This window comes from Halopseudomonas sp. L-58 (assembly GCF_056859475.1).
On record NZ_JBSXON010000043.1, the window covers coordinates 60,945 to 83,992 of the forward strand.

Annotated in this window: 22 protein-coding genes and 2 riboswitches; of the genes, 11 read left to right on the forward strand and 11 right to left on the reverse strand. The window is 59.2% G+C overall.

Annotated features, from left to right (window positions below; genetic code table 11):
* The first annotated feature begins 43 nt into the window (after positions 1-43).
* Positions 44-217 carry a hypothetical protein gene (locus tag AC13EY_RS04740; RefSeq protein ID WP_233049688.1) on the forward strand — a complete coding sequence of 58 codons (174 nt, stop codon included), beginning with the start codon at positions 44-46 and terminating at the stop codon, positions 215-217.
* Here AC13EY_RS04740 and AC13EY_RS04745 read toward each other — a convergent pair.
* Positions 214-1,374, reverse strand: coding sequence for a sensor domain-containing diguanylate cyclase (locus AC13EY_RS04745; RefSeq protein WP_482877131.1), 1,161 nt, complete (start codon positions 1,372-1,374; stop codon positions 214-216). The two genes, AC13EY_RS04740 and AC13EY_RS04745, sit on opposite strands and share 4 nt — an antisense overlap.
* A 172-nt stretch (positions 1,375-1,546) precedes the next feature.
* Here AC13EY_RS04745 and AC13EY_RS04750 point away from each other — a divergent pair, with 172 nt between their 5' ends.
* The 3 genes from AC13EY_RS04750 to AC13EY_RS04760 all read left to right on the forward strand — a co-directional run bounded on the left by AC13EY_RS04750 (position 1,547) and on the right by AC13EY_RS04760 (position 5,003).
* A complete protein-coding gene (locus tag AC13EY_RS04750) occupies positions 1,547-2,917 on the forward strand; it encodes a UDP-glucose dehydrogenase family protein (protein ID WP_482877133.1) in 1,371 nt (456 codons plus the stop codon).
* A gap of 61 nt (positions 2,918-2,978) precedes the next feature.
* Positions 2,979-4,343, forward strand: coding sequence for a glutathione-disulfide reductase (gene gorA, locus AC13EY_RS04755; protein WP_482877135.1), 1,365 nt, complete (start codon positions 2,979-2,981; stop codon positions 4,341-4,343).
* 27 nt (positions 4,344-4,370) lie between these two features.
* Entirely contained in the window at positions 4,371-5,003 is a 633-nt protein-coding gene (locus AC13EY_RS04760) for a trimeric intracellular cation channel family protein (RefSeq protein ID WP_482877137.1), read from the forward strand.
* Here the strand turns inward: AC13EY_RS04760 and AC13EY_RS04765 are convergent.
* A complete protein-coding gene (locus AC13EY_RS04765; RefSeq protein WP_482877138.1) occupies positions 4,997-5,482 on the reverse strand; it encodes a copper chaperone PCu(A)C in 486 nt (161 codons plus the stop codon). The two genes, AC13EY_RS04760 and AC13EY_RS04765, sit on opposite strands and share 7 nt — an antisense overlap.
* Positions 5,483-5,712: 230 nt before the next feature.
* Here AC13EY_RS04765 and AC13EY_RS04770 point away from each other — a divergent pair, with 230 nt between their 5' ends.
* Complete coding sequence (locus tag AC13EY_RS04770) at positions 5,713-6,045, forward strand: PilZ domain-containing protein (RefSeq protein ID WP_228244872.1); 333 nt, start codon at positions 5,713-5,715, stop codon at positions 6,043-6,045.
* A 25-nt stretch (positions 6,046-6,070) separates the two neighbouring features.
* Here AC13EY_RS04770 and AC13EY_RS04775 read toward each other — a convergent pair whose 3' ends face one another.
* The 4 genes from AC13EY_RS04775 to AC13EY_RS04790 all read right to left on the reverse strand — a co-directional run bounded on the left by AC13EY_RS04775 (position 6,071) and on the right by AC13EY_RS04790 (position 11,110).
* Positions 6,071-7,192, reverse strand: coding sequence for a DUF1513 domain-containing protein (locus tag AC13EY_RS04775; protein WP_482877139.1), 1,122 nt, complete (start codon positions 7,190-7,192; stop codon positions 6,071-6,073).
* Between the two features lie 3 nt (positions 7,193-7,195).
* The gene (locus AC13EY_RS04780; RefSeq protein WP_482877141.1) at positions 7,196-8,233 is read right to left on the reverse strand and encodes an imelysin family protein; all 1,038 of its coding nucleotides are present in this window, start codon (positions 8,231-8,233) and stop codon (positions 7,196-7,198) included.
* 8 nt (positions 8,234-8,241) lie between these two features.
* Complete coding sequence (locus AC13EY_RS04785; protein WP_482877142.1) at positions 8,242-9,657, reverse strand: di-heme oxidoreductase family protein; 1,416 nt, start codon at positions 9,655-9,657, stop codon at positions 8,242-8,244.
* Positions 9,658-9,754: 97 nt separating this feature from the next.
* Positions 9,755-11,110 (reverse strand): imelysin family protein, encoded by a 1,356-nt coding sequence (locus tag AC13EY_RS04790; RefSeq protein ID WP_482877144.1) that lies wholly within the window; start codon positions 11,108-11,110, stop codon positions 9,755-9,757.
* A 164-nt stretch (positions 11,111-11,274) separates the two neighbouring features.
* On the opposite strand from AC13EY_RS04790, the gene AC13EY_RS04795 reads away from it, so the two are divergent.
* Entirely contained in the window at positions 11,275-11,490 is a 216-nt protein-coding gene (locus tag AC13EY_RS04795; RefSeq protein ID WP_228244876.1) for a dodecin, read from the forward strand.
* Between the two features lie 24 nt (positions 11,491-11,514).
* Here the strand turns inward: AC13EY_RS04795 and AC13EY_RS04800 are convergent, their stop codons facing one another.
* A complete protein-coding gene (locus AC13EY_RS04800; RefSeq protein ID WP_228244877.1) occupies positions 11,515-12,000 on the reverse strand; it encodes a 6,7-dimethyl-8-ribityllumazine synthase in 486 nt (161 codons plus the stop codon).
* 71 nt (positions 12,001-12,071) lie between these two features.
* Positions 12,072-12,216, reverse strand: a riboswitch (FMN riboswitch).
* A 125-nt stretch (positions 12,217-12,341) separates the two neighbouring features.
* On the opposite strand from AC13EY_RS04800, the gene AC13EY_RS04805 reads away from it, so the two are divergent.
* A complete protein-coding gene (locus tag AC13EY_RS04805; RefSeq protein ID WP_233049679.1) occupies positions 12,342-12,800 on the forward strand; it encodes a hypothetical protein in 459 nt (152 codons plus the stop codon).
* Positions 12,801-12,916: 116 nt separating this feature from the next.
* A complete protein-coding gene (locus tag AC13EY_RS04810; RefSeq protein WP_233049678.1) occupies positions 12,917-14,137 on the forward strand; it encodes an MFS transporter in 1,221 nt (406 codons plus the stop codon).
* A 41-nt stretch (positions 14,138-14,178) separates the two neighbouring features.
* Here AC13EY_RS04810 and AC13EY_RS04815 read toward each other — a convergent pair whose 3' ends face one another.
* The 3 genes from AC13EY_RS04815 to AC13EY_RS04825 all read right to left on the reverse strand — a co-directional run bounded on the left by AC13EY_RS04815 (position 14,179) and on the right by AC13EY_RS04825 (position 18,196).
* Positions 14,179-15,135, reverse strand: a complete 957-nt coding sequence (locus tag AC13EY_RS04815; RefSeq protein ID WP_233049677.1) for a 3-hydroxyacyl-CoA dehydrogenase — start codon at positions 15,133-15,135, stop codon at positions 14,179-14,181.
* Between the two features lie 16 nt (positions 15,136-15,151).
* A complete protein-coding gene (locus tag AC13EY_RS04820) occupies positions 15,152-16,660 on the reverse strand; it encodes a flavin-containing monooxygenase (RefSeq protein ID WP_482877146.1) in 1,509 nt (502 codons plus the stop codon).
* Positions 16,661-16,813: 153 nt separating this feature from the next.
* Complete coding sequence (locus AC13EY_RS04825) at positions 16,814-18,196, reverse strand: sodium:solute symporter family transporter (protein WP_482877148.1); 1,383 nt, start codon at positions 18,194-18,196, stop codon at positions 16,814-16,816.
* A riboswitch (TPP riboswitch) is annotated at positions 18,186-18,306 on the reverse strand. Its footprint overlaps the gene before it by 11 nt.
* Positions 18,307-18,480: 174 nt before the next feature.
* Here AC13EY_RS04825 and AC13EY_RS04830 point away from each other — a divergent pair.
* The 3 genes from AC13EY_RS04830 (at position 18,481) to AC13EY_RS04840 (ending at position 22,276) form a co-directional block, all read left to right on the forward strand.
* Positions 18,481-19,407: a GGDEF domain-containing protein gene (locus tag AC13EY_RS04830; protein WP_482877150.1), complete on the forward strand. Its 927-nt coding sequence runs from the start codon at positions 18,481-18,483 to the stop codon at positions 19,405-19,407.
* A gap of 77 nt (positions 19,408-19,484) precedes the next feature.
* Positions 19,485-21,797 carry a multiheme c-type cytochrome gene (locus AC13EY_RS04835; RefSeq protein ID WP_482877151.1) on the forward strand — a complete coding sequence of 771 codons (2,313 nt, stop codon included), beginning with the start codon at positions 19,485-19,487 and terminating at the stop codon, positions 21,795-21,797.
* Positions 21,794-22,276: a GNAT family N-acetyltransferase gene (locus tag AC13EY_RS04840; RefSeq protein ID WP_482877152.1), complete on the forward strand. Its 483-nt coding sequence runs from the start codon at positions 21,794-21,796 to the stop codon at positions 22,274-22,276. The genes AC13EY_RS04835 and AC13EY_RS04840 overlap by 4 nt, the downstream gene beginning before the upstream one ends.
* Positions 22,277-22,279: 3 nt before the next feature.
* Here the strand turns inward: AC13EY_RS04840 and AC13EY_RS04845 are convergent, their stop codons facing one another.
* Positions 22,280-22,711, reverse strand: a complete 432-nt coding sequence (locus tag AC13EY_RS04845; protein ID WP_088274219.1) for a group II truncated hemoglobin — start codon at positions 22,709-22,711, stop codon at positions 22,280-22,282.
* Positions 22,712-23,048 lie beyond the last annotated feature (337 nt).

Sequence of the window (23,048 nt, forward strand, 5' to 3'; positions counted from 1 at the left end):
GTCCTGCGATATACTCCCAACAAATCAACGCAGGAGAGCGCGCATGAGCGGTGAACAGTTCTGGGTCACGGTAGCCATCTTTACGTTGGGGGTCCTGCTTATCGGTGGCGGCTTCTCTCGCTCACAAACGCCGACCGGCATGGCGTTGATCTGGGGTGGTGCGCTCTGCATGCTGGCTCTGGTTTTCTACTATATTCCCCGAAGCGTTGCGCTCTAATCGGTCGCAGGGATCTGCGAGCGTATTTCCCCGCTATAGGCAACCACTCGGTTACGCCCGCTTTTTTTGGCCTGATAGAGTGCGATATCTGCGCACCTGAGCAATTTGTCTGCATCCTCAGCCTGCTCGGGAAAGCTCGCGACACCGGCGGACAAGGTTGCGCTGATCTGCTGGCCTTGCCACCGAGCGCCGGCATCGGAAAACCCTCTGGCATATTCCTCGGCACGAGCTGCTGCGGTGGCACAGTCGGTGTCCGGCAGTGCAATTAAAAATTCCTCCCCGCCAAACCGGCAAATAATGTCACTGCCGCGAGAGTTGCGTTTGAGCAGGTCAGCCAGTGATATCAGTAGTTGATCGCCAGCCTGGTGACCGTAGGTGTCGTTGACTGATTTGAAGTGATCGATGTCGATCAGAATTAGTGCCAGGGAGGTTCCGTGGCGTCTGCAGTAGCTCAACTCTCTTGCAATGGTGACGTCGAAGTAGCGGCGGTTGTATGTGCCGGTGAGCGGGTCCCGGTCGGCGAGCTCGCGCAGCTGGTTCTGCAACTCGGTGTTCTCCTGCAGTTGCTGCTGGAGTGCCCGGTTGACCTGCTGCAACGTCTCCTGGCTTTCGTGTAGTTGATCGCGTGCTTCGCGGATGCGCTGATTTCGCGTAAATGCCACGTTACCGACCATCATCAGATAAAGACTCAGACCGGTGATGCAGAGGAGGTTGGATATCCAGTTGCTGTACAGCGTGAGGTGCAAAGGCTGCAGCCAGGCCGAGAAGGCGATACCGCAAGCTAGCGCGAAGAGCGACTGCAATAGCCCTCTGGGCCCGCGAAACACCATAAGGTTAATGGTGACGCCCATTAGCATGGTGTAGCTCAGCCACAGGGGGAAGCCAAGCCAGCCTATCCAGATTCCAAACAGCACAGAATCACATAACAGACTATTCAGCTCTGTTGCCAGGGGAGCGTCAGAGCGCCTTGCTCGCAGGTACATCAGGTGTGGATACAGCAGGAACTGGAGAGCAAGCAGTGTCCAGGCGAGCCATCCATGCTCAAGCCCTGCAAAGTGAACTCCGATGGCCGCGAACAGCAGTGCGAACGAGCCGGTACGATTGCGGTAATTGAGTTGCACGATCCAGTGCGAATTTTCCGGCGTAGTGCCTTTCATGGGGTCTACCGCTGGTGGAGTGCCCTGCACCGATTGTAGCCTGCACGTTGCCATGGGGGTAGGGCGTGTCGTGGTAACAATGCTGGCACGTCATCAAGGCTTAACCTTGGAGTAATCCGTCTGTCACGCCGTCATGGCGCAATCCTCGTTGCACATCATTGAGGAGACGGGCATGCAGATCACGGTTATTGGATGCGGCTATGTTGGTTTGGTGACGGCTGCCTGTTTTGCCGAAATGGGTAATCGGGTTGCGTGCGTGGATGCTGATGAGGAGCGTATTGCGGCGCTTCAGCGTGGAGTATCACCGATCTACGAACCCGGAATAGAAGGGTTGCTGCAGACCAATCAGCGTGCGGGACGGCTGACGTTTCACTCTCAACTGGGCCCAGGGCTCAGCCACAGTGACGTTGTCTTCATTGCGGTTGGCACACCTCCGGCGCTGGACGGCTCTGCCGACATATCCCAAATTCTTGGGGTGGCAGCGCAGCTCGGGGCGCTCTTGGACAGCCCGTCCATCGTTGTCTGCAAATCAACGGCGCCGGTTGGTACGGCCTGCCGGGTGCAAGCGATTCTAGACCAGCTTTGCCAGCGCCGAGGGTTGGGCTGGCAGCATCGTGTGGTGAGTAATCCGGAGTTTCTCAAGGAGGGGGCCGCCATCGACGACTTCATGCGGCCTGACCGGATTATCCTCGGTACCGAGGATGCCGACGCCGAGCGAACCATGCGCCAACTGTATGAGCCGTTTGTCCGCAACCATGACCGCATTCTTTGCATGCCGCGGCGTGCGGCGGAAATGACCAAGTACGTGGCCAATACCTTCCTGGCGACCAAGATTTCGTTTATCAATGAAGTGGCCAGCCTGTGCGAGCTGCTTGGTGTCGACGTAGAGGAGGTGCGCAAGGGGATTGGTGCTGATCCGCGTATCGGCCACCATTTCATTTATGCCGGTTGTGGCTATGGCGGATCGTGCTTCCCGAAGGACATCCGCGCGCTGCTGCACATGGCGCGGGAGCATGATACGGAGTTGCCGATTCTGACCGCTGTTGAACAGCGAAACCAGGCGCAGAAGGGCTGGCCGCTACGCATGTTGCGCAAGGTCTATGGTGAGCGTTTGACCGGTTGTACCGTCGCTGTTTGGGGGCTGTCGTTCAAACCTGGCACTGATGATATTCGCGATGCGCCCAGTCGCGAGCTGATTGATGAGTTGCTGGCCGCCGGCACGATGGTGAAGGCGTTTGATCCGGTAGCCGGTGACAACATCGCCCGAGCCTATCCGGCAGCTATTGCAAGGGGTCAGCTGCAATTGTTCTCCGACCCCTATGTCGCGCTAAACCAAGCTGATGCGTTGGCGCTGTTGACCGAGTGGAAGCAGTTTCGGCAGCCGGATTTCGCTCTCATGGCCCAACTCATGCGTGCACCTGTCATCATTGATGGCCGAAACCAGTACGATCCGGCAGTGGTCGGAGCGCACGGCTTTCGTCATCTTGGTGTCGGCCGCTTGCCGGTAGACGCGCCTGCGCCACTGCTGCGCAAGGTAGTCTGAGCCAATGCCTGTTTTGGGGTATGCTTGAGCAATTACTCAAGTCCAGGCAGGAATACAGCCCATGTCCCAGTATGATTTTGATCTCTTCGTTATTGGCGCCGGCTCCGGCGGTGTGCGTGCCAGTCGAATGGCAGCAGGATTCGGAGCCAGGGTGGCTGTAGCCGAGGATCGCTATCTGGGCGGGACCTGCGTCAACGTAGGCTGCGTGCCGAAGAAGCTGTTTTCCTATGCGGCACATTTTGCCGAGGACATTGCCGACGCGGCCGGGTATGGCTGGGATGTTGCTGCCCCCGGTTTCGATTGGCCGCGTCTGGTCGCCAACAAGAATGCCGAGATCAGTCGGTTGAACGGCATCTACCGCAACCTGTTGCTATCCGCTGGCGTGCAGTTGATTGAAGGACGGGCAAGATTCATCGACTCGCATCACGTAGAGGTAGATGGTCGGCGTTACAGTGCCGAGCGTGTTCTGATTGCAACAGGAGGGTGGCCGCACGTGCCGGACTTCCCGGGCAACGAGCACGTTATCAGTTCCAACGAGGTGTTCTTCCTCGATGAGCTGCCAAAACGGGTGCTGGTCGTTGGGGGTGGCTATATTGCCATCGAGTTTGCCGGCATTTTCCATGGTCTTGGTTGCGAAACTACCCAGCTCTATCGTGGGGAGCTGTTCCTGCGCGGCTTTGATCGCAGCGTGCGGGAACACATGGCCTCTGTGCTCGCCGAGAAGGGAGTCAGGCTGCGGTTCAACGGCGACGTCGCCCGCATTGAGCGTAATGCTGATCAGTCACTGAGCGTGACCCTCGCCAGTGGTGAGCAGATGGAAACGGATCTGGTGCTCTATGCCACGGGGCGGCGCGCGCACACCGACGATTTGGGGCTGGAACACACGGGTGTGGAGCTGGACGATAAAGGCAACATTCGGGTGGATGAGCACTACCAGACTACCGACCCGGCGGTGCTGGCGATTGGGGATGTGACCGGCACCGTGCAGTTAACACCGGTGGCGTTGGCGGAAGGCATGGCGCTGGCGCGCCGGTTGTATCGGCCGGAGGAGTATGTGCCGGTTGACTATAATGATATCCCGACGGCGGTGTTCTGCATTCCCAATATCGCGACGCTTGGTCTATCCGAAGAACAAGCTCGTGCCGAAGGCCATCGTCTGCGCATCTATGAAAGCCGTTTTCGTGCCATGCGCAACACTCTGGCTGGCCGCAGCGAGCAGAGTCTGATGAAACTGGTGGTCGACAAGGACACCGATCGGGTGCTCGGGGTGCATATGGTCGGGCCCGAGGCGGGCGAGATCGTGCAGGGGCTGGCGGTCGCGATCAAGGCAGGCGCAACCAAGGCTGTGTTCGATGCCACGCTGGGTATTCATCCCACAGCAGCCGAGGAGTTTGTGACCATGCGCACTCCCAGTCGAGAGGATTGAACAGGGCCACTTCGGAGTGCTGCCTGAATGAACTGGTTCTACGTCTTCGATCTGTTTGGTGTAGCGGTATTTGCCATTACGGGCGCGCTGATGGCCGGGCGCAAGTCGATGGATCTGTTTGGCGTGCTGGTCATCGCGATCATCACTGCCCTGGGTGGTGGCACTCTGCGTGACGCCATACTCGGCAATCACCCGGTAAGCTGGATTCGCGACGACCTATACATCCTGGTTGCCACGTTGGCAGCTGTCGGCACGGTGATCTGGGTCCGACTGACCCGGCCCATCAATGAAACGGGGCTGCTGGTTGCAGATGCATTCGGCCTGGCAGTATTTACCGTGATAGGTACTCAGGTCGCGCTTAATTATGGCGTGCCGGTCAGTGCAGCCGTGATCATGGGGGTAATGACCGGGGTCGCAGGTGGGGTCATGCGGGATATCATCTGTAATGAAATCCCGCTGATCTTTCAAAAGGAAATATACGCCACTGCGTGTATTGTCGGTTCCCTGGCTTATATCGGCCTGCAGTCATTGGGATTGCACGAAGACCTCGGCATCGCCATCTGCATTGCTCTGGTGCTTTCGATCAGGCTGGCTGCCATCCGCTGGCATCTGGAACTGCCGCGCTTCCATCTGCTTGATCGCGATCGCCCCGATCAGTGATGCATGTGACCCGAGTCGGCGTTCGAGGATGCTGGCTCATCCTCTGCCTGTACATTCACCATTACTTGTACGTCGCCCGCCCGATCAAAGTGCAGGGTTAACGGAAACTGTTCGCCTGCCTGCAAGGGTTGCTTCAGATTGAACAGCATCAGATGGTACGAGCCGGGCTGGAAGAGAACGGTCTGACCGGGGGCAAGCTCCAGGCGATCAACACGCTGCATCTTCATCAGTCCGTCAGCGTGGACGTGTTCATGAATCTCCACTTTTTCTGCGGCCGGGGTATCGGCACCCAGAAGCGTGTCACTTTGCTCTCCCTGATTGCTGATCTGCAGGTAAGCGGCTCCGGTTGGTGCAACAGGCGGCAGAGCGCGCGACCAGGGGTGGTCAATGTGTAACGATCCGGCTTCAAACTCGTGGGCATTAACTAATTGGGCCATTGCGCAGCCGATCAGGAGCAAGGAGAAACGATTGAATCGCATGTTAGATTCCTTGGTATACGGGTGTGGTATCAGAACAATACCCCGAAACAGCAGGTTGCATGAAGTGACAATGCGCCGCTGGTGGCTTCTTCAGGAACAATCATGGAAATGTGGATTGGTTAGATAAAATGGGTGTCGATATAGCTTTTCGCCACTATTTTTTTCCCGCAAACTGGGCTTGCTGAAGTGACCTTGTCACCGGCAGTCTCCCCTGAGAAGTTGAGTACGACATGACAGAGCGAAGGCGATTGGAACGGCATCAGATGAGCAGCAGTCTGGAGGTTTTTGACCTGGATACCGGAGACCACCTTGGTCGTGTGGTAGACCTTCATGAGGAGGGCCTGATGCTGCTCAGCAATCGTCCGGTTGATCTGAACCGGGCCTTTTCTCTTCAGGTCAATCTGCCGATGACCCTTAATGGCGTGAATGAATTTCTGCTTGATGCTGAAAGCCTTTGGAACCGTGTCAGCATCAACGGCGAGCAGTTCTGGACCGGTATGCACTTTATCGACCTGCCGGAGGAGTCCCGGCAATGTATATCCAAAATGGTCGCCAGCCGCTGAGCGGTGGCGACCGGGTTTCTTCTGGTCAACTTGCCAGGTACTGCCCCGGCGTGAGGTGATTGTCCCAACGCATGGGATAGGTTCCGCGCAGCAGTGCCTGATCGCTGTCTGCCGAAAGCTGATATACGCCCCCCATCCCTGAAGATACGATAAATCCGTTCTTGCCGTGGGGCAGGGCACCTGCAACGTCCGTCACCGGTACGCGCTGAATGACCTTGCCCGAGCGGTAGTCAATGATCAGCGCCAGGCCACCGAGAGGAGCTGTGACAACGGCATAGGGGCTTTGCCGGCTGATTGCGATGCTGGCGGTATAGTTCCTGAGTGGCAGCAGTTCCTCTACTGGCCAATCCAGTTCGCTGAAGACGCCGGTGGCCGAGTCGAGACGTGCGACCAGCGGGGGTGACTCCCATTCCGGCCCTTCATACTGATAGCCGGCGATGACGATACCATCAGGGCTCACATCCAGATGTCGGCAGCTGAGTTGATGATGTGAGGGGGTGTAGCGTGCGCTGATTTCGCCGGTTCGCCGGTCCATCAGTATCAGCGCGGGCGCCATTCGGTCGAGGTTCAGCTTGATGCGGTCGTAGTCCGGGTGGGTTTCGATACCGCCAAGGGCGACAACCAGCGTAACGCCATCGGGATGCAGGCGCAGTTCGTGCGGCCCGATGCCGGCGAGGTCGTAGTCGGCTACGGCGCTGTAGCCGTCAAACGCATCGTAGACTCGAACCAGACCCGCAGAGGTGTGGTAATGGTTCATGGTGACATAGAGGTAACGTGCATCCTGGCTATACACACCATGGCCGTAGTAGTGGTAGCCGTCGCCTGCCTCAATGGTGCGCTCCAGCTCGCCCCGGCGCGTGTTGAGTACATGAATCAGTCGTCCGGGCCGGCGGGCAAAAACGACGACATGATCTCCGTGTGGCTGCGCACATCCGCCGTGACAGCGCTCTGGAACAGGTATCTGCAAGCGAGCCTGGCCGGCTGCATCGACGGCGCCGATATAGTGCTGCCCGGCTTCATCGTCTACGGCACTGACCAGGATCAGCGGCGGCGCATTGTTTGACGGCCAGCGCGTGCTGCAGGCTGTCAGTGCTGCGAATGAGCCGGCTGCCAGGGACGCTTTGAGAAAGCGGCGTCGATCAAGCATCGATCAGTCTCCATCGCTGGAGTTGAATCCGCGCACCACATTGAGTTCGGCCGCGATCGGCCCGGTCAACAGTTGGCCGGTCGTACGGACGTCGGCCAGCAGCGCGTTGAGACTGGCGATACCTTCCTCGCTTTCAAGCAGCGGTGTGATATCGGCAGGCAGAGTGTCGAATCGGGCCAGGGTTCGGCTCAATTGGGCGCTGAACTGTTCGGCCAGCGGCAGGGCATCATTCTCGGCCATCAGGGCATTCAGCCCGGGAACGAAATAGTCGGCCAACCCCTGCAGTGACGCCTGGATCATGTCCAGTGATTGCCCCGAGCGCCAGGCGTCTGCCAGGTAGGGATTAGGCTTGCCGTTGCCTCGCGCCCCCAGAGGCGCCGCCAGACGCCAGTCAGCCATGATCTCCAGGGCGTGCATGGCTGCAGTCAGGGTGCCGTTGTCATAGTCGGAAACCTGCAGATAACGTGCCTGCAACTGTTGCCAGTCACTGCTGAGGCCGCTCGCGTTGGTTTGCAGGTTGTGCGCGATTGCCGTCAGTAACTGACAGGAGCGCGCATCTGGCAGCGCTTGCTCGCCATCGGCTACCTGGGCATCGAACAGCAGATACTCGGCGGCCGGAAAGCCCTGGATGGCAACGCTGTCGCGGGCAAGCGCCTGTTCGGTAATTTCACCACGCTCGGGCTTGAGCCAGTAGCGGGCCTTGTTCGCGGTCAGATTCTTGGGGTCGGGCCAGAACTGAAACTTCCAGGCACGTGTGTTCTGCTCAATAGGGCCAAAATCCACGAAGCGAACGGACTGCCACGCTGCAAAGGCGCTGCTCCATGCGGCCTTGACCTCATTGAGGTCGTCGCTGCCGGGCGCGGCGCAGTATGTGTCTGCCCGTTGGGCGAATTGTTCAGTCTGGCTTGCCAGCTGTTGGTAGCCATGCCCAATCTGGGCATGCCAGGCTGCTCGGGCGGAGGTGTCCTGCGCCTGCGCTGCGACGCTAATGCCCAGGGTGGCAGTGGTGGCCAGAAGTAACCGGGAAAGGGTCAAGGTCATGTGTTGCCTCACAGGGAGTTGAGGAAGCGAATCAAGGCGTCACGCTCATTCTTTGGCAGTTGACGGTAGCCGTCGGCGGCTGCGCGCGCCTCGCCGTCGTGCCAGAGAATAGCGTGCTCAATGGTCTCCGCCCGGCCATCGTGCAGAAAGCCGGCCTGCGGGTTGACCACCTTGGTCAGGCCAAGCCCCCACAGCGGCGGTGTGCGCCACTCGTTGCCATCGGCGAGAAATTCCGGGCGTCCATCTGCCAGCCCCGGCCCCATGTCATGCAGAAGAAAGTCGGAGTAGGGCCAGATGATCTGGTTGCTCAGTTCCGGCCGCGTGACCTGACCGGTGGTGTGGCTTGGGGTATGGCAGGCGGCGCATGTCAGGTCATTGAACAGTTTTGCACCCTGCTTCACGATCGGATCGTCCATGTCCCGGCGGGTCGGGACAGCCAGACTGCTGGCGTAAAACTCGATAAAACTGGCGACTTTGTCGGTTACCTCGGGCTGGCCGCCATCGGGGAAGCGTTCGCATTCCTGCTCTGAGGTGCAATCGGTGGATGGGGCGACGCTGGAGGTCAGACCCATATCACCGGCGAAGGCGTCCATGCTTTGTTGCAGGATGGAGGGTTGCCCGGCCTTCCAGCCAAACCGGCCGACAACCGTTTGTTTGCTGGTACGGTCCCAGACCCGGTTGGCGCGTCCAGAAATACCGTCGCTGTCAGCGTCGTTCGGATCTTCGTTTGCCAGCAGGGCAGACTCGGGAATCGCCTCGACCAAGCCCAGCCCGATCATGGGCGATGCCACCCTTGGTGAGGTCAGAAGGTTATCCGGCAGCGGGCCGTAGTTGGGGTTTTCGATATGGTAAATCGGCTTGCGCATGACGATCTCTGTGCCGTCTGCAAGTGTCTGGGTGACGGGTTGCCACTCAACGATCATATCTGCTTCCGGCTTCATGTCGGGAATGGCTGAGGTTTGCAGCTGGCCGCCATACACGGGTGCAGGTTTGAGGCCATGTTCGCGCAGCAGGTCTGCATCCTGTGCCGGGTCCGCCGGAACGGAGAGGCGCAGGAACAACGAAACCGAGGGCATATCGATGGACGCGGGTGCGTGCCCACGCCCATCCTTGAGGTGGCAACCCTGACATGAGTTGGTGTTGAACAGCGGCCCGAGACCGTCGCGGGCATCGGTGCTCGCCGGAGCAACAACCCAGGGGTTGCGGAAAAAACTGTTGCCTACGCTGAAGTCCAAACGCCTGGTCATCGACATGTTTGCCAGCGGCAGCGAGTAAGCGTTCTGGTCGTGTTGACTAACACTGCCGGCACCGCCGGTGAGCGGGGTGTCCTGAATTGGGTAGGGGGCTTCAGTGGCCTGGATCAGGTTGGAGAAGAGTACCGCAGGTACCAGTAGGGCGCTGGCACGCAGAAAAGAATGAAGCATGGATTGCGTTTCACTGTGCCTGGAGTAAGTATCAGCAGGGATCGTTTCTGTCAGGACGCCCGGCGGGCCAGCCGCCGGGCTCCGAAGCTACGCCAAATCAGAACTGGTGGCCGGCATCGTCGGGTTCGAGAGAGTCTACGCCAACAACAGCCGCTACCTGCTCAATCGAACCGGTTTGTTCGACCAGAGCACTAATGGCGTTGTTGATAATCTCTGCACCTTGGGTGTTTTCGGGTGCAATCATCATATCAAAGGCAACCGGGTTTTCCGCTGCCTCGGCGATCTCCTTCATGTGACCCAATGCCGCAACGCTGGCGTCCAGCTGGCCGATCAGCTGCTGATTCAGTTCAGGTTTGATCTCGCCAACCAGGTCAGCCAGCGATGCGCCGCTCAGCTCGGTACCGTCCACCCGCTTGTAGTTGCCGGTATAGACATTCTGAATGCCGAGCGCGTTGTAGTAGTGGGAGTTATGGGTGTTGTCACTGAAACAGTCGTGCTCGTCCTCGTAGGAGTTGGCTTCCAATGCGACCTTCATGCGCTCACCGGCCAACTCACCCAGTGACAGCGAGCCCATGCCGAACAGCATTTTCTGATAGACAGCTTTAGGCTCCAGTGCTGTCAGTTCGGCACGGTAGTTACTGTCAACTCCGGGCTTCCATTGATCCACCATCCAGCTCAGATCGGATACAAGCAGATCGGTGACCGCATCGAGGTAGGCTGCGCGACGGTCACAGTTGCCGTTTGTGCAGGCCTCTCCGGTTGCGTAATCGGTTGCCTTGCGCTCGCCGGCGCCTGCGCCAAAGCCGTTCAAATCCTGGCCCCAGAGCAGGAACTCGATAGCGTGGTAGCCGGTAGCAACATTGGCCTCAGAACCGCCAACCTCGTTCAGGCTGGCAAGCAAGTCCGGTGTGATCGTCGTCAAGTCCAGGGTTTCACCGCCGACGTTAAGCTCTGTGCTGGCAATGATGTTGGCGTTGGCGCCTTCGTTACCCAGAGCATGCTGATAATCGTCTGCCTTGACGTAGTCGATCAGACCCTCGTCCAGTGGCCATGCATTCAGCTGACCTTCCCAATCGTCAACCACGGCGTTGCTGAAGCGGAAAACCTCAGATTGCTGGTAGGGGACGCGCGACTGCAACCAGGCCGCCCGCGCGGCAGCCAGGTTCTCTTCGGTAGGCTCGGCAATCAGGGCGTCGGTGGCCGCGTCCAGCGCTTTCGCGGTTGTCAGTGCGTCCTCGAAGGTTGCCAGCGCCAGGTCTGCGTAATGATTGACTATGGCGGCAGGGGCAACGGCTGGAGATTCAGTAGCACTTGCAGGAGATTGTTCAGCGACCGGCGCTTCAGGTGCGCTCGCTTCTGGAGCGCTGGTTTGCTTGTCGTCGCTGCATGCGGTTAGAAGGAAAGTAGTCGAAATTGCCAGCGCAAGCGCCTGCAGAGGAAAACGCACGGCCATGTAAAGCTCCCTTTGGATTGCGATCAATCAAATAATGATAGTGATTTGCATTTGTGATTATATGCGGATGACAGCATATTGCAATGCAGCGGGACTTGGCGGGCGAGACCGGCAACCCTTTGCCATACTGGGGGGCACCCATGACAAGAAGGCGGAGGTAAATCATGTCCAACCATCATGTCTACAAGAAGGTGGAAGTTGTCGGCTCGTCCCCAAACAGTATCGATGATGCCATTCGGGTAGCGATTGCAGAGTGCGCAAAGACCATTCGCTACATGGAGTGGTTTGAAGTGAAGGAAACCCGCGGCCATATTGCGAACGATCAGGTCGCGCATTTTCAGGTGGTTCTTCAGGTCGGATTCAGGATTGCCGGCAGCTGACGCCACCGGCGGTGTGACCGGTGTTCAGCTGTTCAGTACCTGCCAGCGCAGCGCCATGGCACTGTCGGCAGCGGCAGCGAGCTCTTTGCCCTTGGTAACAAAATGAGTGCGATAGTAGCTCTGGTGCTCGGCGTGTTCGTGGAAGTGGTGAGGCGTCAGGACCGCGGTCAGTACCGGCACTTCGGTTTCCAGTTGAACCTGCATCAGGCCGCTGATTACTGCGTTGGCGACAAAGTCGTGGCGGTAGATACCGCCATCGACCACCAGCCCCGAACAGGCGATCGCGCCGTAGCGCCCGGTTTTGGCCAGCAGCTTGGCTTGCAGGGGGATTTCGTAGGCACCGGGAACGGCGATCACATCAATCTGTTCCGGATGGTAGCCCCGCGTTGCCATTTCCTCGCGGAATCCGTCCAGACAACGCAGTACGATGTCGGTGTGCCAGGACGCGTGAATGAAGGCAATGCGCTGTTGCGAAGGTAGGAATTGGGTCATCGTCTTGCTCTGATTCATGGATAAATCCTGTGAGATTGAATCAGGGCGAACGGGCAGCGCCACGTCAACTCGCGTCGACGCGGGTGCTGTCGCGTTCTCTCCTGTCCGGACTGTAACCGTCGGCTCTGGCATCTCACCAGATCTGCTGACCTCTGCATTTCAGAGCGCTCGCGGGCTTCGGAGCCAGGCTCCGTTACCGCCGGTGGGGAGTTTCACCCCGCCCCGAGAACGATGCCGCAGTGGCTGCGGCGGCGGACAATATAGGGAAGCTTGTCGCGCCGGTCAAAGCCAGTGGTAGCTAAAGTCCTTCGATAAACGATCGATATGAATGGATATCCATCACTGCGAGGGGCGCAATCATGCGTATCGGCGATCTCACCTGGACTGATCCTGCTACCCGCAGTAACGGGACGGGCGGCGTTACGGAGCGGTCGCCGGAGGCTGTGCCGCAAAGCAATCGGGAAATTGCAGAAAGCGTCAAGGTCGCGCTGTCGGAGCGGGCTGAAAAGGCGTTGAAAAGCAGCAGCAATCAGGATATCGACGACAGTGATTTGCCTGAAGTCATCAAGCGGCTGCTCAAGCACATTCGCGAACTCAAACAGCAGATTGCCGAGGTACAGCAGCAAATCACTGAGTTGGCGCGTCAGCAGGGGCTACCGGACGAGGAGCGCAGCACCCTGATGGATGGGCTGCGCAGCCAGCTCGCCAGCCTTTCCTCTGCATTAAGTACGGCCTATGCCAGTCTTGCCAAGGCAATGAAGCAGCAAGCGCTCAGCGATGAGCAGCGCGCCAGCATGCTCAAATTGCTTAATGAATGAGCGTTGTTTGATTGCTGCAACAGTCTGTTCACGACGTCCGTGACTTTAGTTCGACAAAATACGAATAAATAGGCGTAGTATGGCTCCCCCTGCACACCCAGGTATCGAGAGTTGCCATGCCAGACCTATCCGACAACACCCGCGGTATTGCCAGTGGACTGATGTTCTTCCTGGCTGCCTGCTGCGGCCTTATCGTCGCCAACCTGTATTATTCCCAGCCTTTGGTGGGGCCCATCAGCGCGTCGCTGGGCATGAGCCCTGAAGCCAGCGGCCTGATAGTGACGCTGACCCAGATCGGTTATGTCGTCGGCCTGCTGCTGGTAGTGCCTTTGGCCGATCGTCTGGAAAACCGGGCGCTGATCAGCGCAATGGTGTTGCTGCTGGCTTTGGCTCTGGTTGGTACGGCGTTATCCGAGAGTGCACTCGAGTTTTTGTTGTGTTCGCTGATAATCGGCATTGGCGCGGTTGCGGTACAGATTATTGTCCCGCTGGCGGCCCACCTTGCTTCGCCGGAACGACGCGGGCAGGTGGTCGGTAATGTAATGGGCGGACTGATGTTCGGCATCATGCTGGCCCGACCGATATCGAGCTTTGTTGCCGATCTGTCATCCTGGCGCTGGATGTTCTTCATCTCGGCCGCTCTGATGGTGTTGCTGGTACTGGTGATGCATCGCCTCATTCCGCGCCGTATTCCGACCGCCAGCATGGGGTATCTGGCGCTGCTGCGCTCGATGGCAACGCTGGCGGCACATACTCCGATACTGCAGCGTCGGGCGCTTTATCAGGCGATGATGTTTGGCGCCTTCAGCCTGTTCTGGACAACCACTCCGCTGCTGCTGGCCGGGCCTGACTTTGATATGTCGCAGTCAGGTATAGCACTGTTCGCGCTGGCAGGCGTCGCTGGCGTGGTATCTGCGCCTGTTGCCGGCAGGCTGGCAGATCGTGGGCTGACCCGTGTGGCTACGATCAGCGCGATGCTTTGCGTGATGGTTGCCTTTGCCATGACGCATATCGTCGCGCCCGGCTCAGCGCTGTCACTGCTGTTACTCGTTGCCGCTGCGGTGCTGCTTGATCTCGGAGTATCCGGTAACGTCGTGCTTGGCCAGCGTGCGATTTACGCACTGGGTGAAGCCGAGCGCAGCCGATTGAATGCCATTTATATGGCGACATTCTTTGTTGGCGGAGCGGTGGGTTCCGCCGCGGGGGCGTGGGCCTATGTCAGCGGCGGTTGGCTCGTGGCCTCCCTGCTGGGCGGCGCAATGCCGCTGTTGGCCCTGATCGTGTTGCTGGTCTTTGATCCGGATAAACCCTGCCAAACCGAGGTTCAAACTCAATAACGGCCTGGTGGCTTGGCCAGACGACCTCGCCACCGAAATGCTTATGAGGGAAGCGTCAGCCTGACGATCTCATCGATGACCTCCAGCCCCGGCTCGACGAGGAAGTCCGGATCAGCGTAGGCCGGGTTTGGATACTGATAGTAGCCACTGCCGGTCTGTAGTCCGAGCTTGCCCTGATCGAGAAAGTGGCGCTTGATGTAATCCGCGTTCTTGAGCGCCTGCTCGTCTTGATTAAGGCTTCCCCAATACTGGGTGATGTCGTAGACGGTCTTCATGCCGACGACGTCGATCACGCCAAACGGGCCCATGCTCGCTCCGCGGTTCATCACCATGTAGGTTCGGTCGACGGTTTCCGGTGTGGCAACGCCGTTGGTTACCAGGGTTTGTGCGGCCGAGAGCAGCGGCACCAGCAGCGAGTTGATGACATAGCCGTTCTGCGGTTTGCGTACCGGCACCGGAATCATCCCTATTTCAATGGCAAAGCGCGTGATGCTGCGCAGGGTATGCTCGCCTGTCCCTGCGTGAGCCATGATCTCGGCAAGGTTGATCGACCAGATCAGGTTGGCGAAGTGCAGCGCGCAGTAGTTGGCAGGCCGCCCGGTATCCTCGGCAAACTGGCTCGGCAGCAGCGTCGATGAGTTGGTGGCAATGAGGCACTCGGCGGGCAGCAGGGGAGCCATGTCACGATAGACCTGTGACTTGACCTCGGGAATCTCGGGCACGGCTTCAATCACCAGATCGGCAGCCCCGACCGCATCTGCCAGATCAGTGCTGTAACGCAAGCGGGCGCGAGTCTGTTCAATTTGCTCGTCAGTAGCGCCAAGGTCTTTCTGGTAAATGGCTGCATACTGCTGATGTGCGATCTTGCAGCGCTCCAGCCCTTCATCGAACAGGTCATAGACCACAACCTGTTTGCCCTTGTATGCGCTGTGCCAGGCGATCTGGCCGCCCAGTACGCCGGCGCCCAGTACTGTCAGGTTTTGTATTGAGTTGTTCAAAGCATTATCCCCATTGTTATGCTGCCCGGCTGTTGCTGCCTGCTGTCTTGTTACCGGATTCTGAGTTGCGCGGCAGGAATTCGAGGTTGTCGTCCTCAAGCACCTCGTCGAGCAACATCACACGATCTTGTTCATAGGCATTGAGCAGACGCCATGGCAGGCTCCGACCCTGGCGGGGCAGAATCGCATTCGCCCGCTGCACGTAGCCCGACTCCAGTGCGCCCATGACCGACATGTCCGCAATTGCGCAGCCCTGATGGTCCCGAGGTGTAACCACTTGCATTCCTGTTGCCTGCAGGTGGTTGATCAATCGGCAGACGTAGCGCGCGGCAATATCGGCTTTCAGCGTCCAGGGCGCGTTGGTATAACCGAAAATCCATGCCATATTCGGTACGTTCTGCAGCAACACGCCCTTGTAGGTCATCTGCTGCTGCAGATCGAACGGCTTGCCGTCGATCAGAAGCTGCGTGCCCCCCAGCAGTTGCAGCTTCAATCCGGTGGCGGTGATGACAATGTCGGCTTCCAGCTCCTTGCCGGAGGCGAGTCTGATGCCGTGCTCGGTAAAGCGGTCAATGCGGTCTGTCACCACCGATGCCTTGCCGCTGTTGATGGCTTTGAACAGATCACCGTCCGGCACCGCACACAGGCGCTGGTCCCAGGGCATATAGCTGGGAGTGAAGTGTTTCATGTTGGCCTGATCATCCAACTGTTTGGCGACCTGTCTGAGCAGATAGCTGCGCATACGCTCCGGCCACCGTTTGGCGGCCTTGAACAGCCAGCGCTGGATCAGGATGTTGCGCTTGCGTGCCAGATCATTGGCCCACCGCTCGGGCATGATCTTGCGCAGAACTTCGGTCAACTTGTCACGTGCCGGTACGGTCATCACGTAGGATGGAGAGCGCTGCAGCATCGTGACGTGGGCTGCCTGATCGGCCATGGCGGGCACGACTGTGACAGCAGTGGCGCCGCTGCCGATGACAACGACCCTCTTGTTCCGATAGTCGAGATCGGCCGGCCAGTGCTGGGGGTGAATGCATTGCCCCTGGAATTGCTCCACGCCCGGAAAGTCGGGCAGATAGCCGGTTTTGTGATCGTAGTAACCGGTGCAACTGATAAGGAAGTCGCAACTGAAGTGGCGGGCCAGACCGGTATCCAGATCCCGGGCGCTGATGATCCATTGCTGCTGCTCGCTGCACCACTGAGCCTGCTCGGTTTCGATCCCGAAGCGGATCAGTTTGTCGATGCCATACTCGCTGGCGGTTTCACTGATATAGCTACGAATGGATTGGCCGTCGGCGAGTGTATTCAGGTCATTCCACGGCCTGAAATCGTAACCGAAGCTGAACATGTCAGAATCGGAGCGTATTCCGGGATAGCTGAACAGGTCCCATGTACCGCCAACGCGCTGGCGGCGTTCGAGGATTGCCAATCGTTTGCCGGGGCATTCCTGTGATATGTGCACAGCCGTACCGATACCGGAGAGGCCGGCACCGATAATCAGCACATCGAAGTGCTCATTGGTCATCGTCTTGTTCTCTTTTTATTTTTGGTGCGTACGGACGACTATAGACTGCCAGCCAGGCCCCATGGCTGGCTGGTTCAAAACGGCAAATTAATCGGCATTTAGTGCCAAAGAGGGAGGCAGGTGCGCAGCCGTGCGGCACGGCTGCGCGGTTGATTAGCCGGCGAGTTCGGGCTTTCTGACAGGCAGCAAGAGGGCGAAAAGTACACTGACCAGTGCCGATGCAGCCAGGGCACCGAGAAACGGCGGCAGGGTCGGAACGGTGTCCGGGAAGCTGGCAAGCAGCAGCCCCTGAAGCGCGCTGCCAGTTGCAATCCAGCCGGGCAGCACTGCGCCGACCAGCCCTGCCAGTGCGCCCGCTATCGCAGCTGCCGGTGACATCCGTTGCCACAGGCCTAGCAGGACCGGCACAACCGCAGTGGCGCAAAGCAGATCGGCAATCAGAAACAGCCGCAGAACCGAGATGCCCTGCAGGGCGATAATCACCACCGGAATCATCAGAACAAAGGTAAACCAGCGAGCAGCGGCAAGACTCAGTCCTTTTCGCTCTGTGACTGCCAGCGACACGATAGCGTTCTGCAAGGTATCGACCGAGGAGGCAACCAGGGTGATTGCCAGCACCAGCGCCGGCAGCGCCAGCCAGCCGGGGGCATCACGCAGCATCGCGAAGAACGGAATGGGTGGGGAGCCAACATCTGCACCGCTCATGACCGTCATGATACCGAGGCCGCCAACCAGCGCGACAACCAGAATGGTCGCCACACCGCCAATCAGCGCGCCCTGGCCCAGTGCCTTTTCGTCCTGCGCGGCCCAGAGCCGCTGCCAGTAGCCTTGATGGAACAGGTTGGCTGCAGTGACGGCAATGACAAGGGTTAGCGCAACGCCGAGCGCGGCCGACGCGGGTATGCCGGGAAGCGCCGTATCCGGGCTGAAGGCGGGCAGCCGCGTCGTAGCAACGCCGCCGACCAGCAGCATCAGCGCAATCAGCAGCCATCCCTGCCAGCGGTCGGTTGTCATGCTGGCCCGCAGACCGCCCCAGGCCGTATAGATCAGCGTGGTTACGGCAACGCCGATGACAATCAGGCTGCCATTGATGTCGGACAGCATCGCGGTAATGGCGCCGATGGCGGTCAATTCCGCGACCAGAAAACAGGCCATGTACAACAGTGATATCAATCCGACCCAGCGGCGTACGCCGCCGCCATAGCAGTGCTCTGCGAACTCGCCAATACTTCGCCCTGCCGGCAGTCTTCGACGAATAGCGGGCCCACACAGGGCAAACACGATAAAGGGCAGGGCGGCGCCCAGCGCATACCCGGCCAGACCAAGGGGACCGACCAGTACGCCGACTTCCGGTGGAGCAAAGAGGATCCAGCCACCCATGCCTGAGGCCAGAAACGATAGGCCAATGGCCCAGCGGTTCTGGCTATTGCGCGCCGTAATAAAGTCGTCGAGAGCCTCGTTTCGGCGGGTTCGCAGACCAACCCAGACAAACAAAAGCAGAACCGCAGCCAGGGCTGCAATCGTCAGATACAACATGTCGCGCTTCCTCCGCCGGTATGATCCGGATCAGGTTCCAGGGTTTGGCCAGCCTGGGCATGGCGTGTTCTCAGCCCGATGCATGGCACCGGACACCCCTGGCGACAAATAAAGTGGGATAGATGTTTAACAGCAAGATGATGTCACAGATTGGCCAGACCACGTAAGCTGCCGCATAATCGGATTGCACACAGTCTGACCAGCAAACGCGATTCGCGTAATCAGTGCAACACCGCCAACAGTGTGCAGGTGACGTTGCCGGCCGGAGCTCCGCAGACAAAAAAATGCCAGACAACCAGAATGTGGACAGGCTTGCCATCGAGACGGTGCTCGACAGTCTTGATGCGCTGGTCTATGTCGCCGATATGGATACCCTCGAGCTTCTGTTTCTCAACGCCTACGGGCGTGAGAAATGGGGGGAGCCGGGTGCGCGAAAATGTTGGCAGGTGCTGCAGAAGGGCCAGACAGGGCCGTGCGCATTTTGCACCAACCCGTTGCTGCTGGATGAAGAGGGAGTTCCAACCGGCGTCTATCGTTGGGAGTTTCGCAATACCCTCACGGGCCGCTGGTATCAGTGCCGTGATCAGGCAACCCGCTGGCCGGACGGGCGTCTTGTCAGAATCGAAATCGCAACCGACATTTCCGACATCAAGGACTTGCAGGACCAGCTCACACAAGCGCAACGCCAGGCAGAACAGCTCGCCAATGAAGACGCGCTGACCGGGTTGGCCAACAGGCGAGCGCTATTTGCCCTGGGGAACGCAGCGCTTGAGCAGGCGCGCAGGCAACGGCACCCGGTGGCGCTTATTTCGCTGGATGCCGATCACTTCAAGCAAATCAATGATCGTTTTGGCCATGCTGGCGGTGACGCTGTTCTGCGTGCGCTTGCCGGCGTGCTGAAGCAGCATACACGGGCCGCTGACGTTGCGGCTCGGCTCGGAGGAGAGGAGTTTGCGATTCTTCTGCCGGCGACGGGGCTGGATGAGGCGAGGGAGCTTGCGGAGCGCTTGAGAGCGAAGATCGAAGCGCTGAGGTTGAGCCACGGTAAGGAGACCATTCAGGTTACTTGCAGTTTTGGGGTTACAGCGTCGCAAAACGGTGAAGCCAGCCTGGATTTGCTGCTCAATACCGCTGATATCGCAACCTATCGAGCCAAAAGCACGGGTCGCAACCGGATTGAGGATCAGGGTTGGGTACAGATTGGCTCTTGAGGCTGTCGGGGTCAGACCGTTGCATCGACCGGAGTTGCCCGCAAGACGCATTGTTGCGATAGGGATGTTGCCAGACGATGGACAGTAACAAGACTCACTCTGCCCGACACCTTGCCCCTGAACCGCCGCTGTGGCGCCTGCTGCTTCCGCTGGTTCTTGTTCTCTCGGCCGTCGCTGTCTGGTGGTTTACTGCCGGGGAAGCCGAGCCCCCTTTGCAGGCGCCTGCTCTGACCGCCGAGCAGCAAAATGTGCCCTTCGTTGACGTTACCACAGCCGGCAGTCGGCACTATGTTGGCCGTCAGAGCTGTATCGCCTGTCATGTCGAGCAGAGCGCCGACTTTGTCGGGTCGCACCACGATCAGGCCATGCAGGAAGCAAATGCCGATACCGTGCTTGGCGATTTCAATAACGCCAGCTTCAGCTACGGCGGCGTAACCAGTACCTTCTTCCAGCGTGACGGCCAGTTTCTGGTCAATACACTCGGTCCGGATGGCCGCCAGCAGGTCTATGTTGCCGAGTACACCTTTGGGGTCTATCCGCTGCAGCAGTATCTGCTGGCGATGCCGGGCGGCCGTTATCAGGCGTTCAGTGTTGCCTGGGATGCACGGCCGGCTGGGGAGGGCGGCCAGCGCTGGTTCCAGCTCAACCCTGATGTCAATGGCGACGACCCGGTCAAGGCGCTGCACTGGAGTGGGCGTCAGTTCAACTGGAACCTGATGTGCGCCGAATGCCACTCGACCAATCTGGAACGCAACTTCAATGCCGCAACCAACCGTTATGACACTCGCTGGGCCGAGATCGACGTGTCCTGCGAGGCGTGCCACGGACCGGCTTCAGACCACCTGAAGTGGGCCGCTGCTCCTGACGCTAATCCAGATATGGCCAAGACCCTTGGGCTTGCGGTGCGCTTTGATGAGCGTGAAGGTGTCACTTGGCAGCACGACGACAACGGCACGCCCGGCCGCAGCAAGCCGCGCGACAGCGAGAAGGAAATTCAAGCCTGCGCTGCCTGCCACTCCCGCCGTGCGCAACTGTTTGATGACCCGCAGGATGCCGGTTTGCTGGTGGAAAATTATCTGCTCGCAACCCTTGATCAGGGTCTGTATCACCCGGACGGTCAGATTCAGGACGAGGTGTTTGTGCATGGCTCGTTCCTGCAGAGCAAAATGTATCAGGCCGGCGTGACCTGCAGTGACTGCCACAACCCGCACTCGCTGGAGCTCAGGGTCCCTGGCGATGGTGTCTGCCTGCAGTGTCACCAGGCCGACCAGTACCAGACGCCGAAGCACCACTTTCACAGCAGCTTGCAGGGCAGCGCCTGCGTGGACTGCCATATGCCGACCACCACCTACATGGAAGTGGATCCTCGGCGCGATCACAGCCTGCGTATCCCGCGCCCCGATCTGAGCGTCAGCCTCGGCGTGCCCAACGCCTGTAATCAGTGTCACAGCGACGAAACCCCCGAGTGGGCAGCAGAGCACGTCGAACACTGGTATGGCCATGTGCCGCAGGGGCTGCAGCAGTATGCGCACACTCTGGCAGCGGGCCGAGCAGGCTCTGTTGGCGCCCAGCAGGATCTGCTGACGCTGTTGGCCGACGAAGGCCAGCCAGCGATCGCCCGCGCGACGGCCGCCAGCTTGCTGCAGGCCTGGCCGGGGCCGGAGGTGGCACAGTCGTTGTTCGTTGCCCTGCGCGCGAAGGACCCGATCATTCGTCTGGGCGCGCTGGAGGCAATTGGCAGCTACCCGCCGGTAACCCGCTGGCAGCTTGCCAGCCCGCTGCTGGATGCGCCCGAGCGGGTGGTCAGACTGCAGGCAACCGCCCAGCTGCTGGACATTCCGCCGGAGCAGATGCGCGGTGACGACGTTGAGAAGCTGCGCCGGGCTCAGCAGGAATATCTGCAAGCACAACAAGCCAACGCCGATGACTCTTCGGCACAGTTGAACATCGGCCTGTACCATCAGGCGCGTAACCAGCTTGCGCTGGCGGAAGATGCCTACGCGCGGGCCTTAGAGCTTGATCCCTATTTCATCGGTGCCTACATCAATCTGGCCGATCTGTATCGCGCGTCGATGCGCGACCCTATGGCCGAAACACTGCTTAACAAAGGGTTGGAGGCGTTGCCGGAGGCTGCCCCGTTGCATTTCAGCCTGGGACTGCTCAAGGTGCGCAGCAAGGATATGGCCGACGCCCTGATCGAGTTGCGCCGCGCAGTTGTGTTCGACCCGCAGAATGCCCACTATCGATACGTGCTGGCCGTCGCGCTCGACAGTGCCGATCAGCGCGACGCTGCCCTGGTGCTAATTGCCGAAGGGCTTGATTTGACCCCTGCCAACCAAACCCTGTTGACACTGCAGCAACAGCTTCAGAACAAGGATGCAACGCAATGACTTTGGAGGTGATCGTCGGCGATCTTGGCGACGAAGTACATGCTACGGCGTTGAAGTCGTTGCTCGCTGAATATGCGCTTGACCCTATGGGTGGCGCTGCGGCGCTTGCCCCTGAGTTGCTCGAATCACTACCGGGCAAGCTGTCCTCACGGACGGACTACCTGTTTGTGCTCGCGGTTGCCGACGGCCAGTATGTTGGCCTGGTCAACTGCTTCGAGGGGTTCTCCACGTTCAAGGGCAAGCCGCTCATCAATATCCACGACGTGATTGTGTCACGCCGTTGGCGAGGGCAGGGCATTGCTCGGCAGATGCTGACTCAGGTCGAGGACATTGCCCGCCAGCGAGGTTGCTGCAAGCTCACCCTTGAAGTGCTGGAGGGCAACAAGGCGGCACAGCGTTCCTACCGGGGTTTTGGCTTTGAGGGTTACCAGTTGGTGCCGGAAATGGGCCGGGCACTGTTCTGGGAAAAGCCCCTCTAGCGGCTATTGCTGCGCCTGACGCATCGCCTGACTGGCCTGCACCACCCGGTTGGCCGGCACGCGCAGTTGCTCCAGCAGATAGCTGGCAAATGCGGGAGAGTAGGGCTGCTTTGCTATCGCCCGCGCCATGCACTCCAGCCACTGGTCACGGAGCTCCGGGCCTACATCCCATTTGGCGTGAAAGGCGGGAATGCTGATGCCGCCATACTGCTGCTGAAACAGTCGCGGGCCGCCCAGCCAGCCTGACAGAAATGCGCTCAACTTGGCCCGAGCCGATGCCAGGTCAGGCGCGTGCAGAGCGCGCAGTTCCTGTGCCCCCTCCCAGCTGTCCATCTCCTGGTAGAAATCATCGACCAGCCGACGTATGCCGTCGATTTCGCCTGCGGCCTGATAGGAAGCATCTGCTGTGCCATAAGCTGGCGTGGATTGAGTCATGTTGAGCACCTCGCGTTAATGCCGTGATGGTACGCCTTCGACACATTTTCTCCAGCAACCGTGCTGCGGCCTGTCGCCGCACGCCACTCACTGCGCTTACCTGTCTTCCAGCGCGGCACATTGCCGCACCCCTGCAACAGCTGTTGCGGGGACCTCGCTTGAGGCTTGAACCCCGCGCCATGCGTGACTTGCGAGCATTTCTCATTTGTCTTCAGCGAATGCTTTAGTCGCAAATATGAAGTACTGCATTGACCTGCGTCACTACTTGTTACAATTGCGCGGCTTCCGGAAATACTTTGTAATACTTTCCGCAACAGGTTCCAGGCGTCGCTCTGGT